The sequence below is a fragment of the Streptomyces sp. NPDC030021 genome (genome assembly GCF_055574035.1).
The window spans coordinates 322,575-338,170 of record NZ_JBVIAH010000001.1 but is presented as its reverse complement, the minus strand read 5'-3'; the positions used below and the strand labels follow the sequence as shown (position 1 = coordinate 338,170).

14 protein-coding genes are annotated in these 15,596 nt (G+C 72.4%); 5 read left to right on the top strand and 9 right to left on the bottom strand.

Annotated features, from left to right (window positions below):
- Positions 1–127: 127 nt before the first annotated feature.
- Complete coding sequence (locus ACZ4YL_RS01470) at positions 128–571, top strand: hypothetical protein (RefSeq protein ID WP_468113192.1); 444 nt, start codon at positions 128–130, stop codon at positions 569–571.
- Positions 572–743: 172 nt separating this feature from the next.
- Here the strand turns inward: ACZ4YL_RS01470 and ACZ4YL_RS01465 are convergent, their stop codons facing one another.
- On the bottom strand, positions 744–1,730 hold the full coding sequence (locus ACZ4YL_RS01465) for a hypothetical protein (RefSeq protein ID WP_468113191.1): 987 nt from the start codon (positions 1,728–1,730) through the stop codon (positions 744–746).
- A gap of 267 nt (positions 1,731–1,997) precedes the next feature.
- Here ACZ4YL_RS01465 and ACZ4YL_RS01460 point away from each other — a divergent pair, with 267 nt between their 5' ends.
- Together ACZ4YL_RS01460 and ACZ4YL_RS01455 are read left to right on the top strand one after the other, a co-directional pair.
- A complete protein-coding gene (locus ACZ4YL_RS01460) occupies positions 1,998–2,174 on the top strand; it encodes a hypothetical protein (protein WP_468113190.1) in 177 nt (58 codons plus the stop codon).
- 445 nt (positions 2,175–2,619) lie between these two features.
- A complete protein-coding gene (locus ACZ4YL_RS01455; RefSeq protein WP_468113189.1) occupies positions 2,620–3,042 on the top strand; it encodes a hypothetical protein in 423 nt (140 codons plus the stop codon).
- On the opposite strand, the gene ACZ4YL_RS01450 is transcribed toward ACZ4YL_RS01455, so the two are convergent.
- Positions 3,028–3,816: a helix-turn-helix domain-containing protein gene (locus tag ACZ4YL_RS01450; RefSeq protein ID WP_468113188.1), complete on the bottom strand. Its 789-nt coding sequence runs from the start codon at positions 3,814–3,816 to the stop codon at positions 3,028–3,030. The genes ACZ4YL_RS01455 and ACZ4YL_RS01450 overlap by 15 nt on opposite strands.
- Positions 3,817–3,840: 24 nt before the next feature.
- Positions 3,841–5,622 carry a hydroxysqualene dehydroxylase gene (locus ACZ4YL_RS01445; protein WP_468113187.1) on the bottom strand — a complete coding sequence of 594 codons (1,782 nt, stop codon included), beginning with the start codon at positions 5,620–5,622 and terminating at the stop codon, positions 3,841–3,843.
- 174 nt (positions 5,623–5,796) lie between these two features.
- On the opposite strand from ACZ4YL_RS01445, the gene ACZ4YL_RS01440 reads away from it, so the two are divergent.
- Positions 5,797–6,102: a 4a-hydroxytetrahydrobiopterin dehydratase gene (locus ACZ4YL_RS01440; RefSeq protein WP_468113186.1), complete on the top strand. Its 306-nt coding sequence runs from the start codon at positions 5,797–5,799 to the stop codon at positions 6,100–6,102.
- A gap of 29 nt (positions 6,103–6,131) precedes the next feature.
- Complete coding sequence (locus ACZ4YL_RS01435) at positions 6,132–6,866, top strand: class I SAM-dependent methyltransferase (protein WP_468113466.1); 735 nt, start codon at positions 6,132–6,134, stop codon at positions 6,864–6,866.
- A 75-nt stretch (positions 6,867–6,941) separates the two neighbouring features.
- Here ACZ4YL_RS01435 and ACZ4YL_RS01430 read toward each other — a convergent pair whose 3' ends face one another.
- From ACZ4YL_RS01430 to ACZ4YL_RS01405, 6 genes are all read right to left on the bottom strand, one after another.
- A complete protein-coding gene (locus ACZ4YL_RS01430; RefSeq protein WP_468113185.1) occupies positions 6,942–7,790 on the bottom strand; it encodes an aldo/keto reductase in 849 nt (282 codons plus the stop codon).
- A 128-nt stretch (positions 7,791–7,918) separates the two neighbouring features.
- The gene (locus ACZ4YL_RS01425; RefSeq protein ID WP_468113184.1) at positions 7,919–8,695 is read right to left on the bottom strand and encodes an ABC transporter ATP-binding protein; all 777 of its coding nucleotides are present in this window, start codon (positions 8,693–8,695) and stop codon (positions 7,919–7,921) included.
- On the bottom strand, positions 8,692–11,361 hold the full coding sequence (locus ACZ4YL_RS01420) for an ABC transporter permease subunit (RefSeq protein ID WP_468113183.1): 2,670 nt from the start codon (positions 11,359–11,361) through the stop codon (positions 8,692–8,694). The genes ACZ4YL_RS01425 and ACZ4YL_RS01420 overlap by 4 nt, the downstream gene beginning before the upstream one ends.
- 9 nt (positions 11,362–11,370) lie before the next feature.
- The gene (locus tag ACZ4YL_RS01415; RefSeq protein ID WP_468113182.1) at positions 11,371–12,639 is read right to left on the bottom strand and encodes an ABC transporter substrate-binding protein; all 1,269 of its coding nucleotides are present in this window, start codon (positions 12,637–12,639) and stop codon (positions 11,371–11,373) included.
- Between the two features lie 157 nt (positions 12,640–12,796).
- Positions 12,797–14,620 carry an AMP-dependent synthetase/ligase gene (locus tag ACZ4YL_RS01410; protein ID WP_468113181.1) on the bottom strand — a complete coding sequence of 608 codons (1,824 nt, stop codon included), beginning with the start codon at positions 14,618–14,620 and terminating at the stop codon, positions 12,797–12,799.
- A gap of 103 nt (positions 14,621–14,723) precedes the next feature.
- Positions 14,724–15,581 (bottom strand): LysR substrate-binding domain-containing protein, encoded by an 858-nt coding sequence (locus ACZ4YL_RS01405; RefSeq protein WP_468113180.1) that lies wholly within the window; start codon positions 15,579–15,581, stop codon positions 14,724–14,726.
- Between the last annotated feature and the right edge of the window lie 15 nt (positions 15,582–15,596).

Sequence of the window (15,596 nt, the reverse complement as noted above, 5' to 3'; positions counted from 1 at the left end):
GCATCACCCCGCCCCGAAGCTGCACGGCAAACTCCGCCCGGACAGCAGGTGTTGGCCGGGCGCGCGGCCGGCGGATCGGGGGCGGCGCGCAGCCGCTAAGATCGCCCCATGACCTCACATCAGGCGGATGCCGCGTAGATCCCCGCGTGCGCTGAGGGCCACCGCGCCCGACAGGCAGAGCGACAACGAGAAGAGCACGCTGCTCATCAGCGCGTGCCCCGGGCCGCCGGTGTGTGCGGCCGTCCACACCTACCTCTTCGTCGACGGCCTCGACGTGGTGGCGCGCAGCGACAGCAGGATGGCCGGTCTCGGCCCGAGGCAGCTGCTCCGCCCGGGCGGGCCGCTCTATCCGACGGACACGCCGCGCGGCGCGGACGTGGCGACCGAACCACCCGAATCAGGGCCGGACCGGCTGACCATCCAGGTCCGGCTCCGTGGCGAGACGGTCATCTGGTCCGACCTCATGTACGCGGACCGCGACGACACCACCGTCGACGAGGTCCGCTTCGGCCTGGAGCAGTACCTGGGCGAGATCGAGCGAGCCTACGAGGCGCTGAAGGACCACTCCTGAGACGGCGCTTCCGGGCGGAGCCGGGCGGCGGCGGTCGCGCTCGGGGCGCGTCGTGGGCCCGGCCTGAACGGTCGGCTTCCTGTCAGAACCGATGCCTCTGGCGGGGCGCCGTAGGTGGGCGCAGTACGTCGTGGGAAGCGTGGGGAGGGTCCCATCCCCTCTGTCAGCAGCTTCAGGCGGTGAGTTCGGGGCGGGGAACGGATGCGGGTAGTGCGGAGCGGCGATGGCGTCCGGATGGACCGTCCTCGGGATGGATGTCGCCGATCGCGAAATCCATCAACAGCTGCTCCAACGTCTGGGCGATGTTCGGTTTGCCGACGCGGTGGAGGGCTTCCTGGGTGTCGCGAACCATCCGCTGGATTTCGATACGTGCGCGCGCCTTGAGCCGGTCGGCATCGCGCCGTGCGTCTGCGGCCACTGCATCAGCTTCCCGCAACAGGGCGTCGACCTGCTCGCCGGCCCGCCCGTGCAGGCTGGAGGCGTAGGTCTGGGCGTCGGCACCGATGCGTTCCGCCTGCGCCCGAGCGCTTTCGACAATGTGAGCGGCCGTGTTCTCCGCATCGCGGATCAGCTCGGTTGCCTCCACTTGTGCACGCTCTTTGCTGAGGGTGGCCTGTGTCATCGCGTTGCGGATCATCTCGTCGCCGTTCCGTTCGATGCTGGTGCGCATGTCCTCCAGTCGACGCATTTGGGTCTGCACCTGCGTGAGGAGTTCCGAGGCCTGACGCTCCATGTCCGACGCGCTACGGGCCTGGTCGGTCGCGGCGGTCAACTTGCGATCCGCCCAGAACCCGGCATCGTCCGGGTTGGCGATCATGAGTTTCAACGCGGCGATCTCCTCGCGAGCACGCTTCAGTTCCTCCGCGGGTCCGGGGGCGGACTCCCGCTGGGGCTCCTCCTCGCGCTGGACCTGAGCGAGCAACGCCAGCCACTCCCGCGGGTTTCCCCCGAGCCATTGCACGACGTCCTGAAGGAGCTCACGGCTGGGTGCCTGACCGTTGAACAGGCCGGACAAGGCGGTACGCGAATAGCCCGTGCGCTTGCTGATCTCGACGTAGGTGGGATCCCCGGCCTGCTCCTTCAGCACGCGCATGCGCTGCGCAAGCCGGGTGCGGGCCGATCCGTCGTCCGGTAAGTCCTTGAGCCTGCGGCCTGCCACGGATGCCCCCCGTTGTTCGTACCCCGCCGATTGTTCCGGAACAACAGCCGCAGCGTGCCCCGTTCGGTGAAGTTGATGTTGCAGGCGCAGGTCAGCGCCTTGTTCGGCATTCTTTCCGCAGTCTGTTCACACGTTGGAAGGATCAATGTGCAGCCCGTGTACTGGATTCGTTCCTCACCCAAGCCGGAAGCCGGGTGCGCCCCCTTGTAGATGCGCTTCGGGGCAGCGCGGCTTCAGGCAGGTGGTCACTCTGAAGGAAGGAGAACCGTGCACGACGCGCACGACCCCCACGAGGACGAGCCTTGGTGGCCCCGCTTGCGGCGGCGCCTGGCCGACGCTCTCAAGACCGTCGGCCGCATCGAGCCTCTGGTCGCCCTTGCGGTCCAGATCGGCTCGCTCATCGTCACCGTGACCAGCAACTGGCCCGGCCACCCTCACGGATGACCGGGCCGTTCAGAAGGAGCTGATGACAGGTCAACCCCGGGGTCGAGCGGGCAGCAAGCACACCCGGGGTCGGCCGCACACCTTCATGACGACACTGTGCCACGCCTTCAGATCCGTGGTCTCACTTCTCGTCTCACACGAGCTCTGTTCCTCCACGTGCCGGTACGGCACCGGATCCAGCGGCGAATCATGGGGAAGGGGGGCAGCGGTGTGTTCGCCAGGACGGCCCTGCTTCCGGGCCGCCTCTGGGCCGGACGGTGTGGGGTGGGAGCCGGCCGGAGCCGTGGCCTGCCCTGGACGTCCCCGGGTGGGGCCGTTACCTCGGAGGTAATCGACCCTCCCCGCAGGCCCCGGCACAGTGGACGCATCGGGTTCCGGGGCCGCGCACTCGGTCCCGGGATCCGTGTCCCACCTGGCCGTTCGACCTCGATGGAGGCTGATTCGCATGTCCGCGACCCCGCTCACCGGCTTCGCCCGCAACCGCGTCCCGCAGACCGCGCTGCGCCGGTTCCTCGCCCTCGACTCCTTCGTCACCACCGCCAACGGGATCGCGTACGTCGCCTTCTCCGCCCCGCTCGGCCGGCTGCTCGGGGTCGGGCAGCCGCTGTTGCTGGAGCTCGGCATCCTCCTCGTCGCGTACGGGGCCGCCGTCGGATGGCTCGGCTCGCGGCGGCAGCCGCCCGTCCTTCCCGTGAAGCTCGTCATCGAGACGAACTACGCCTGGGCCGCCCTCAGTCTGGCGTCGGCGGCGCTCTGGTTCGAGCCCACCACTGCCGGGCTGCTGTGGATCCCGGTGCAGGCCGTCACCGTGGCCGGCTTCGCCGTGCTCCAGCAGCTCGCCCTGCGCTCGGGCTCAGCCGCCCAGTGAGCGCAGGTACTTCACCGTCGCCGGGTCGGCCGGGAGCATCGTCTCGATGGCCAGCTCGGCGACGGTCACGTCCATCGGCGTGTTGAAGGTCGCGATGGACGACACGAAGGACAGCAGGTGCCCGTCGTGCTCGATGACCAGCGGCAGCGCGATGTACGAGGTGGGCTCCTCCGGAGCGCTGCCGCCCGGGCGCTCGGCGACCGGATAGGCCGACACCTCCTCGTACAGGGCGCGCAGCGGCTCGGAGCGGGCCAGCGCGATCTGCCGCTCCATCTGCGCCAGCAGGTGCCCGCGCCACTCCTTGAGGTTGTGGATCCGCGGGGCCAGGCCCTCGGGGTGCAGGGTGATCCGCATGGCGTTCAGCGGCGGGGCCAGCAGGTGCTCCGGCAGTCCGTCCAGCAGCATCGCGATGCCCCGGTTGGCGGCGACGACGTTGTACACGGCGTCCACGACCAGGGCCGGATAGGGCTCGTACCCCGTCAGCAGGCGGGCGATGCCCTCGCGCAGCGTCTCCATCGCCGGGTCGTCCAGCGCGGTGTGCGCGTAGCGCGGGGCGTAACCCGCTGCGAGAAGCAGGGAGTTGCGCTCCCGCATCGGCACGTCCAGATGGCCGGCGAGCCGCAGCACCATCTCCTCGCTCGGCCGGGACCGGCCCGTTTCGATGAAGCTGATGTGCCGGGACGAGGAGTCGGCGCGGCCCGCCAGCTCCAGCTGGCTGATGCCGCGCCGCTCCCGCCAGGCGCGGAGCAGGGTGCCCACACTCGTCGTCGTCATGCGCACGACGTTAGCCGAGGAGGGTCAGCCCAGGTCGAAGACGTTCCGCAGGCCGAGACGGTAGCGCCACCGGTCGTGCCGTTTGGCGGGCTCCAGCTCCGGCGCCCGGTACATCGGGTGGACCGTGCACCGCGGTGCGCCGGAACCGTCCCGGTCCAGCAGGGAGTTGACGGCCGCGCGCGCCGACGCGTTGGCCCCTTCCATCGTCGCGAGGTCGATGTCGACGGCGACGTAGTCCCCGCTGAGGAAGAAGTTCGGGATACGGGTGCCCGCGCTCGGCCGGTTGTGCAGGGTGCCGACCGGGTGGATCAGCAGCTCGTCCTGGTTGGTGGGGTGCGGGGTGCCGAGCCCGTCCACGCCCGGGTCCAGGAACCACGAGTGCAGCGCGGAGTCGGTCAGCAGGGTTCGCCCTGTGTCGTTGAGGGAGGCCTTCAGCTGCGCCCACACCTCGCGCGCCACCTCCTCGCGCGTGCACTGCTTGGCCGTCTTCCCGTACAGGATCCCCGGCTTGTCCCACTCGGAGATGTCCACCGACAGGCAGTCGACCGCCGCCCCGTCGCCGTAGTCGGCCGGGAAGTCGCGGGACGGCCAGTGCTCGGCCTGCTGGATCGCCGTCAACGACCAGGGCGAGTCGATGCAGTTGAGGTGGCCGTGCACCAGCTCGGCCCGCTCGGTCAGATAGAACTGGATGCCGGTCATCCAGTCCGTCTCCAGCTTGTCGCAGCGCCCCAGCATCGGATCGGCGGCCCGCAGCGCCGCGCTCCACGTGCGGCGGGCATGCTCGACGGGCAGCGCGCTCACGTAGTGGTCGGCGGTGACGGTCTGCGCGGCGCCGTCCGGCCCCTCGACGGCGACCCCGCTCACGCGGCCGCCCGCGTACCGCACCTCCCGCACGGTCCAGCCGATCCTGAACTCCACGCCGAGGGAGCGCAGATGGGCCTCCCAGGGGTCGATCCAGGCCTCGTTGGTCGGCAGGTTGAGGATCCGGTCGGGCGGGCCGTCCGCCCCGCGCCCCAGCAGGTTGAGGACGAAGGCCTCGCCGAGGGTGCCGACCGTACGCGTGGAGGCCTCCTCGGCCTTGGTCGCCACGATGTTGCGGGTGATGCCGACGGCGAGGATGCGCCGGTACTCGTTCGACATCTGCTCCGCGCGCACGAAGTCCCACCACGGCGTCCGCTCCCAGACCTCCTCGCGCCGCTCGTCGCAGCTGGTGAGGAAGACCAGCACGCGGTCGGCGAAGTACGCCGTCTCGTGCGGCGGGAGCCGGACCAGTGTCTGCAGGATGCCGCCGAGGGCCCGCCGGATCTCCTCGGGCGTCAGCTCGGCGGGGGAGTGCCCGGGCCAGGGGATGGGTCCGCGCAGGTCCTCGCGCCCGGCCGCCCGGGCGAACATCATCTCGCGCGGGGCGACGAGGTTGTCCCACACCCCGGCCGCGTTCCCGGGGAAGGGGATGCGCCGCATGGTGTCGGGCAGGTTGTGGTAGATGCCGGGGATGAAGCGGAAGCCGTGCTCGGCGGGCAGCGGCCGGCGCCCGCCGCGGGCGCTGCCGGGTACGTCCATGCTGCGCGCCTTGCCGCCGAGGGCCCGGCGCTCGTACACGGTCACGGCGTAGCCGCGCTCGGCGAGTTCGTGCGCCGCCGTCAGGCCCGCCACCCCGCCGCCGAGCACCGCGACACGCCGTCCGGCAGGCGGTGGTCCGGCAGCCGCCGCCGGGGTCGCCCCGGCCCCGGCCAGGACCGCCCCGGCGGCGGCCGCCGCGCCCGCGCCCGCGATGAACGTACGCCTGGAACTTCCTGTGCCCGTCATGGCGAATGCCCCCTCGTTACCGCTGGTAACAGTGTGTTCGGCGCAGGAGCATATGGGGGGTGCGACGGACCTGGAAGGCGTAGAAGTACCCGAGCGCACTATGGCGCGAAAGGATTGGTCCGGTGTGCACTGTGGGAACCTTGACTACACGTCACGGGGAAAAGGAGCCGGTGCATGCCGAGTGAGCCGCTGTCACAGAAGGAGATCGAGGACCGGTTGCGGGAGCTCCCCGGCTGGTCCTTCGAGGACGACCGGATCTTCCGCACCTACCGGCTGGGCACGCATTTCGCCGCGAGCGCCCTCGTCGTCCATATCGCCACCGTCCAGGACGAGTTGAACCATCACTCCGACCTGACCCTCGGCTACAACACGGTCCGGCTCTCCGTGAACAGCCATGACGCCGGCGGTGTGGTGACGGAGTCCGACTTCGCACTCGCCGAACGCGTCGAGGCCCTCGCCCCGGCCCACGGCGCGAGCTGATGACCACGCACATACCGTCCGTGAGATCCCTGCTCGACTACGACGCCGAGGCCGAGGCCTACGACACCACCCGCGGCGGCGTCCCGCGCGCCGAGGCGGCGGCCGCAGCCGTCCTCGCGCTGCTTCCCGCGGACGCGCACACCCTCCTCGACCTCGGCTGCGGCACCGGCATCGTCACCAGCCGGCTCAGGCGCCCCGCCCTGCGCGTCCTGGGCGCGGACGCCTCCCGCGGCATGGCCGCGACGGCGCTGCGGCGCGGCATCCCGGTGACCCTCGCCGACGCGGCCCGGCTGCCGGTCCGCTCGGAATCCCTGGACGCGGTCAGCGCGGTGTGGCTGCTGCACCTGCTGCGCGAGCCGGGACTGGTGCCGGCGGTGATCGCCGAGGCCGCCCGGGTGCTGCGGCCCGGCGGGGTCTTCCTCGCCACCGTGGACAAGGACTCGGCGCACGACGTCGGCAGCGACATCGACGCCGTCTTCGCCGCGCACCTGACCCCGACCCCCTCGGACGCCTCCGGGGAGGTCGAGGCCTACGCGGCCCGGGCGGGCCTGCTTCCGGTCGGCGAGGCCCGTTTCACCGGCCACGGCCAGGGCCGCACCCCGCGCGGCTCCGCCGAGTCCCTGCTTGCGGGCCGGTACGCCTCCCGGATCGTCCCGCGCGGCATCACCGCGCAGGAGCTGGCGGCCCGGCTGGAACTGCTGCCGGACCAGGACGTCCCGCGCGCGGAGCCGACGTACCGCATACGGAGCTTCGTACGCGTCTGACCCGCGGGAAGGGCCGCCCGGACCCGTACCCGGGCCGGGATCCGTACCCGTACCCGGACCCCGACCAGGATCCCGTCACACGTCGAATTCGGCCGGGTCCGGCCCGATCCGGCGGCCCGCCGCGCCCGCGCCCAGGGCGTCCAGCGCCGCCATGTCCGCGGCCGCCAGCTCGAAGCCGAACACGTCCAGGTTCTCCCGGATGCGCGCGGGCGTCACCGACTTCGGGATCACGATGTTCCCGTGCTGCAGGTGCCAGCGCAGCACCACCTGCGCGGCGCTGCGGCCGTACGCGGCGGCGATCGCCGCCACGGCCGGGAGCGTCAGCAACTCCTTGCCCTGGCCCAGCGGGGACCAGGCCTCGGTGGCGATCCCGCGCCGGGCGTGCACGGCGCGCAGCTCGGCCTGCGGGAAGAGCGGGTGCAGCTCGACCTGGTTCACGGCCGGGACCAGCTCGCTCTCGGCGGCGATCCGCTCCAGGTCGGCCGGGCGGAAGTTCGACACGCCGACCGCCTTGGCACGCCCGCTCGCCGCGATCTCCTCGAAGGTCTTCCAGATCGCGACGAAATCGTCGCGCATCGGACGCGGCCAGTGGATCAGGTACAGGTCGACATGGTCGAGGCGCAGCTTGGCGAGGGAGTCGTCGAAGGCGCGCAGCACCTGGTCCCGGCCCCACTTCTGCTTCGGGCCGTTCCACAGCTTGGTGGTGACGAACAGCTCCTCGCGGGCCAGCCCGGAAGCGGCGACGGCCTTGCCGGTGCCCGCCTCGTTGCCGTAGATGGCGGCCGTGTCGATGCTGCGGTATCCGGCCTTGAGGGCGGTCCCGACGGCGCGCTCCGCCTCCGCGTCCGGCACCTGCCAGACGCCGTAGCCGAGCTGGGGCATGAGCGTGCCGTTGTTGAGCTTGATGGCGGGGACCTGGTTCACGTCTGGTCGTTCCCTCACGTCGGTTCGTGGTTCGTGGTTCGTCGGTGCGGCGGTGGTGGAGCGTCGCACGAGGGGCGATAACCAGCCGCTCGTGCAACGTATTCCCGCCATCGGTTCCGTACGCACCCTCAAGCGGACCCGAGGTACGCCTCCCGCACCAGCGGGTTCGCCCGCACCTCGGCCGCGGTGCCCTCGGCCAGCACCGTCCCGAGGTCCAGTACGACGACCCGCGCGCACAGCTCCATCACGAAGGCCACGTTGTGCTCGACCAGCAGCACCGCGCAGCCCTCCCGCTCCGCCAGCCGCCGCACGACCTCCGCGAGCCGGTCGCGCCCGGGCGCGGACATGCCCGACGCGGGCTCGTCCAGCAGCAGCACCCGCGGCGGATCGGCCACCGCGCGGGCCAGCTCCACCATCCGGGCCTGCCCGACCGGCAGCCCGCCGGCGTACGAGGCCCCGAGCGCGCCGATCCCGCAGTCGGCCAGCACCCGCTCGCCGCGGGTCCGGCGCTCGCGCTCCCGGGCCCGCCGGGCCGGCAGGGCGAGGAGATCGGCGGCCGGCCCGCCCCCGCCGCCCCGCCACTCCTGCGCCACCAGCACGTTGTCGGCCACGCTCAGCTGCCCGAACAACTGCTGCCGCTGGAAGGTCCGGCGGATCCCGTGCCGGGCCCGCCAGACGGGGGAGCGGCGGGTGACGTCCGCCCCGTCCAGCAGCATCCGCCCCTGGTCGGGGCGGCGGATTCCGGACAGCACGTCGAACAGCGTGGTCTTCCCGGCGCCGTTCGGCCCGATCAGCCCGCACACCTCGCCCGCGCGGACCCCGAGATCCACCCCGTTCAGCGCCCGGACGCCGCCGAAGCGCACGCCGACCCCGCGGGCCTCCAGCACGTACCCGCCCTCGCTCATGTCGCCATCCCCAGGTAGGCCTCGGTGAGCCGGTCCGCCTCCACCTCGGCCCGGGGGCCGCACCAGGAGACCCGGCCCTGAGAGAGGTAGGCCACGGTGTCGGCGATCCCGAGGATCTCGGCCGCCTTCTCCTCCACCAGGAGCAGCGCCGTCCCGGCGTCGCGGAGTTCGGTGAGCAGCGCGTACACCTCCTCCACCACGCGCGGGGCGAGCCCGAGCGAGGGTTCGTCGGCGATCAGCACCGCGGGCGGCCGCTGGAGCAGCGGAGCCAGGGCCAGCATCTGCTGCTCCCCGCCCGAGAGCGCTCCGGCGGGGATCCCGCGCCGCTCGGCGAGCCGCGGGAAGCGCGCGTAGACGGCGGCCCGGGCACCGGCGTCCCGGAGGTACAGGGCCAGGTTCTCCTCGATGGTGAGCGCGGGGAAGATCCCGCGGCCTTCGGGGGCGAGCAGGACCCCGGCCCGCGACCGGCGTACGGCCCCGTCCCGGGTCGCGTCCCGCCCGCCCACGTACACCGCCCCGCGCGTGGCGAGCAGCAGCCCGGCGGCGACCCGGCAGGCGGTGCTCTTCCCGGCCCCGTTCGGCCCGAGCACGGCGAGGATCTCGCCCGCGCGGACGGTGAGATCGACCCCGTGCAGCACGAGCCCCCCGTCGTACCCGGCGGTGACCCCGCGCAGTTCCAGGGCGACGCCGGGTTCGCCGGGCGAATTCAGCCCCGCCGGCGTTTGAGGCGCGGGGTCCGGGGCGGAGCCCCGGGAATCGGTGGCGCGCCGCCGCGCGAGCCGCACCGGCACCGCCGCGCAGTACCCGTCCGGGTCATTGGCCAGGGCCAGCCCGGCCAGGCCGAAGAGGATCACCGGCAGGTGCGCGGACTCGGTCACGTAGTCGGACAGCAGCCGCGGGGCGACGGCGAACACCAGCCCCGCCACCACCGCGTACTGCGGCCTGCGCACGCCCGCCGCCACGACCACCGCCAGCCACACCAGCCCGGTCATCGCCGTGAAGTCCGTCGCCGTGATCCGGGTGTTGTACGACGCGTACAGCACGCCCCCGAACCCGGCCAGCCCCGCCGACAGCGTGAACAGCAGCAGTTTCGTGCGCAGTACGGAGACCCCCGAGGCGACCGCCGCCGCCGGGGCCGACCGGACCGCCAGCATCGCCCGCCCCGACGGCGAGTTCCGCAGCGCGGTCAGCCCGGCCGCCACCAGCGCGACCAGGACCACCAGGGCCACCCCCAGAGCCCGGTCGTCGGAGAGGTCCACCGGTCCGAACACCGGCCGCGGGATCGGCCACCCCGCATCGCCGTTGCGCAGCCAGCGCAGCTGGAACAGCACCTGATCGGCCAGGAAGGCCAGCGCCAGCGTGGCCAGGGCCAGGGACCTGCCCCCCAGCCGCAGCGCCGGCAGCGCGACGAGCGCCCCCAGCACGGCCGCCACGCACGTGCCCACCGCCAGCGCGGCCACGAAGGGCCAGCCCCGGCTCATGAGCAGCCCGGCCACGAGCGCGGCGCCGGTCACGAAGGTGCCCTGCGCCAGCGACACCATCGCCCCGAGCCCGGTCACCACCGTGAAGGACATGAACACGAGGGCGATGGCGAGCCCCTGCGCCAGCAGGCCGCTCCAGAAGGGGGTGGTCACGGTGTAGAGCGCCACGCACAGGGCCGCCGCGCCCGCCGCCCACACCCCCCACCGCCGCCCCCACGAGGCTCCGGCCAGGTGGTCGACCGGCGGTGCGTCCACGGCCGCGACCCCCGCCGTACGTGCCGCGCGGGTCAGCACCAGCAGCCCGCCGAACAGGATCAGGAAGGGCACGGCCGTCCGGAAGCCGGTGACGGACTCGGCGAAGGACGCGTACCCGGCCACCAGGTTCTGCAGCACTCCGAGCCCGAGTCCGCCCGCGAAGGCGAGCGGCACGGACGCGAACCGTCCGATGACCGCCGCCGTGGCCGACACGAACAGGAACAGGGTGAAGTCGTGCGCCGACAGCCCCAGCAGCGGGGTGGCCAGCACACCCGCGAGCCCCGCCAGGCCCGATGCGATCATCCAGGCCACCGACGACAGCCGGTCGGCGCTGATGCCGCGCAGCTCGGTCAGCGAACGGTTGTCGACGGCGGCCCGCAGGTGCAGCCCCAGCCGTGTGTGCCGCATCAGCACCCACAGGGCCACCGCCACCAGCGCCGTCACCACCCAGGTGATCAGCTGGTCCGAGTCGATGCCGACGCCGTCCGTGAGCTGCCAGGACCTCGCCGGGCTGGGCCCCACCCCCGGCAGCCCGAACTGGTTCTCCGCCGGCTTCACCGGCGCGCCCGCCTCCGCCAGTAGTTCCACCGCCCACAGACCGGCGGCCGGCAGTGCCACCAGCAGCCCGATGGTGGCCACGATCTGCGCGGTCTCGCCGACCCGGGCGAGCCGCCGGAACATCAGCCGGTCCAGCCCCCAGCCGAGACCGGGGGCCAGTACGAAGACCACCAGCAGGGCGGCCGGGACGGCGGGCCAGCCCAGCCCCGAGTGCAGCTCGTAGAAGGTGAGCGCGCACAGGTAGGCGGTGGCCCCGTGCGCGAAGTTGAACAGTCCGGACGCCGAGTACGACAGCACCAGCCCGGTGGCCAGCAGTGCGTACAGGGCGCCGGAGACCAGACCGCTCAGCACGAAGACGAGCAGATCCCCCATGCCGCGGCCCTACTTGAAGGGGATGGGTTCGTAGCACTTGAACGGTACGGAGACCTCGTACGCGCCGTTCTTCAGCTGTACGAGCGCCCCGCAGCCGAAGCTGTCCTTCTGCCCCTTGGGCAACGCGCGGTCGCCGACGAGCGTGCCGGTGTCGGAGAAGCCCTGCGCGGCGGCCTGGAAGGACTCGACGGTCAGGTTCTCGCCGGCCTTCTGCGCGATGGAGAGGAAGAGGTCGGCCGACATGTACCCGGTCAACATGTGCATGCTGAGCGGCACCTCCCGGCCGCCCGCGGCCGCCTTGATGTCGGCCTTGAACTGCGCCATCTTCGGGTCGGCCGACTCGAAGGGCTGGAACTGCAGCAGCACGTGCACCCCGTCGAGGGCCTGCTTGGTGGCGTCCTTGGCGAGCAGCCCGGGGTCGTAGTCGGTCGGGTCGGAGAGCAGCCCCTGGTAGCCGCTGCGCTTGAGCGCGGTGAACAGTCCGATGTTGTTCGGGGTCTGCATGACGGAGACGACGGCGTCCGGGGCCTTGCCGTCATTGCCGGTGAGGATCTCCTTCACGTACGCGGACCAGTCGCTCGGGACGGCGGTGGCGGGCACGGAGGCCTTGGCGTAGGAGACCTTGAACCCGGCGCTGGTGAAGCCCTGCTGGAAGGTCCGGATGCCGAACTTGCCGGCGTCGCTGTCGTTGGCGATGATCGCGACCGTTTTGCCCGGGGCCCCGCCGAGGATCTGGCCGATGCCCTCGGGCCAGGTCTGGTTGAGGGTGCCGCCGGGGGCGGGGACCAGGCAGCCGTTGAAGCCGTAGATGTGCCGGGAGCCGCAGAAGGCGGGCAGGGTGCCCCAGCCGAAGGTGGGGACCTTCTCCTGCTCCAGGAAGTCCGCGCCGGAGAAGGTCACCGAGCTCATGGGGGAGACGGCGAAGACCTTGTCCTGCTGGACGAGTTTGCGGGCGGCCGCGAGGTTCTTGGCGGGGTCCTGGCCGTCGTCCTCCGCGCCGAGGTAGTCGATCGTGCGTCCGTTGATCCCGCCCTCGGCGTTGGCCCGGAGATAGCGGGCCCTGGCGCCGAGGTCGGTGTCCTTCTTGCTGTAGCCGCTGGCGCTGGTCATCGACACGATCCCGCCGACCTTGATCGAATCGGCGCTCACCCCGCGGGAGTTGCCCGGCGCGTCGCCGGGTTTGCCGGGGGAGGTCCCGTTGGTGGAGGCGGAGTTGCAGGCGGAGACGAGCGCGAGGGCCGCCGCCGCGGCGGCCAGGGTGCGGATCGGTCGCAACATGTCGGGGATCCCCTCCGGTTGGAATCCCCGCATTCTGTGCGTGACCTGACGGATCGTCAATATTGTCGGCGAATGGAAATGACGATCCGTCAGTTCCGTGTGTGAGCACTCGGTGGACGGCCCGGACCTGCCGCGACGGCCCGCCGCCGGACCCGGCTCAGGAGGAGTACAGGGCCGCGACCTCCTTCGCGTACGCCTTCTCGATCGCCCGGCGCTTGAGCTTCAGCGAGGGGGTCAGCAGCCCCCGCTCCTCCGTGAACTGCTCACCCAGCACCCGGAAGGTGCGGATCGCCTCCGCCTGCGAGACCAGGGTGTTCGCGGCCACCACCGCCCGGCGCACCTCCGCCGTCAGCTCGGGGTCACCCACCAGCTGCGCGGCCGGCAGCTGCGGCCGGCCGCGCAGCGACAGCCAGTGCGCGATCCCGTCCATGTCCAGAGTGAGCAGCGCCGCGATGTACGGCCGGTCGTTGCCCACCAGCACGCACTGCGACACCAGCGGATGCGAACGGACCCGCTCCTCCAGCGCGGCGGGCGCGACGCTCTTGCCGTTGGAGGTCACCAGGATGTCCTTCTTGCGCCCGGTGATGGTCAGGTACCCGTCCGCGTCCAGCCGGCCCAGGTCCCCGGTGGCCAGCCAGCCGCCGCGCAGGACCGCCTCCGTGGCGCGGGGGTCGTTGAGGTACCCGGAGAAGATGTGGCTGCCGTGCAGCCAGACCTCCCCGTCGTCCGCGATGTGCACCGTACTGCCCGGGATCGGCCGCCCCACCGTGCCGTACTTGGTCGCACCGGGCGGGTTCGCGGTGGCCGCCGCGCACGACTCGGTGAGCCCGTACCCCTCGAACACCGTGATCCCGGCCCCGTCGAGGAACAGCCCCAGGCGGCGCGACATCGCCGACCCGCCCGACATGGCGTGCCGCACCCGGCCGCCCATCGCCTCGCGGACCTTCCCGTAGACGAGCCGGTCGAAGAGCTGGTGCTCCATGCGCAGCGCGGCCGAGGGCCCCGGCCCGGCGCCGAAGGCCTTGCGCTCGCGCGCCTCCGCGTACCGCACGGCCGTCTCCACCGCCCGGTCGAAGGGGCCCGTACGCCCCTCCGCCTCCGCCTTGCGCCGGGCGCCCGCGAAGATCTTCTCGAAGACGTACGGGACGCCCAACACGAAGGTCGGCCGGAAGGCGGCGAGGTCCGGCAGCAACTCGGCCGCCGCCAGCACCGGTTGGTGGCCCAGCTTCACCCGCGCCCGGACGGCGGCCACCTCCACCATCCGCCCGAACACGTGCGCCAGCGGCAGGAAGAGCAGGGTGGACGGTTCCTCACCCTGCCGGGCCTGGAAGACCGACTCCCAGCGGCTGACCAGGGTGTCGGTCTCGTACATGAAGTTGGCGTGCGTGAGCACGCACCCCTTCGGCCGGCCCGTCGTCCCGGAGGTGTAGATGACGGTGGCGGTCGCGTCGGGCGTCACGGCGCCCCGGTGGCGGTGCACGACGTCCTCGGCGACCCCGCGGCCGTCGGTGACGAGCCCGTCCACGGCCCCGGCGTCGAGCTGCCACAGCCGGCGCAGGTGGGGGAGCCGGTCGATGACCGACCCCACCGTCATGGCCTGGTTCTCGTCCTCGACCACGCAGGCCGTGCAGTCGGAGTCGAAGAGGATCCAGTGGACCTGATCGGCGGAGGACGTCGGATACACCGGGACGGGCTGGGCGCCGATCGCCCACAGGGCGAAGTCGAAGAGGGTCCACTCGTACCGGGTGCGGGACATGACGGCGACCCGGTCCCCGAAGCGCACCCCCTGGGCCAGCAGCCCCCGGGCGAGCGCGAGCACCTCGGCGGCCAGCTCCCGGGACGTCACGTCCCGCCAGACCCCGTCGGTCTTCCGGCCGAGAACCACCCGGTCCGGCTCCTCGCGAGCGTGCTGGAAGACGATGTCGGCCAGGCCGCCGACGGGTGCGCCCGTGACGACGGGTGGGACGGTGATCTCGCGCAAGGCCCCGCTCCTCTCCGCGCGCCGCGGTGAACGTACCTCATGGTCAACAGGGGGTGACCGGCCTTCGGATACCTCCACAAGACCTCCCCAGTGATCGCGGTGTTCACGCCGTTGACGTGCGACTGAGCCGGTCCGCGCCGGAGAGCACGGCCGCGGCCAGCGCCTCGGCCGCGGCCGACGGACGCGGCCCGCGGAGCAGGGCGAACTCCACCGGCCCGAGCTCCGGCAGTCCGCCGACCCGCACCAGCCCCGGCGGGATCAGCCCCCGGGCGTGCGCCATCACGCCGAGCCCGGCCCGGGCCGCCGCGATCAGGCCGCTCAGGCTGCCGCTCGTGCACGCGATCCGCCACGCCCGCGCGTCCCGCTCCAGCACCTCCAGCGCCCGGGCGCGGGTGATGCCCGGCGGCGGGAAGACGATCAGCGGAACAGGACGCTCCGGGTCCACCCGCAGCCCGTCCGCGCCGATCCACACCATCCGGTCCCGCCAGACGAGCCGGCCCCGCTCGTCCCCGGGCCCCCGCCGTTTCGCCAGCACCAGGTCCAGACGCCCCGCGTCCAGCCGCTCGTGCAGTGTGCCGGAGAGCTCCACCGACAGCTCCAGATCCACCTCGGGATGCTCGTGCCGGAACCCTTCGAGGATCTCCGGAAGGCGCGTCAGCACGAAGTCCTCGGAGGCCCCGAACCGCAGCCGGCCGCGCAGCCGCGTCCCCGCGAAGAAGGCCGCCGCCCGCTCGTTCGCCTCCAGGATCGTCCGCGCGAAGCCGAGCAGCGCCTCGCCGTCCTCCGTCAGCCCCACGCTGTGCGTGTCCCGGACGAACAGCGGCCGCCCCGTCGCCTCCTCCAGCCGCCGCACGTGCTGGCTGACCGTGGACTGCCCCACGCCGAGCCGCCCCGCCGCCTGCGTGAAGCTGAGCGTCTGGGCCACCGTGAGGAAGGTCCGCAGCTGGACAGGGTCGTACATACCGCCACGGTAGCC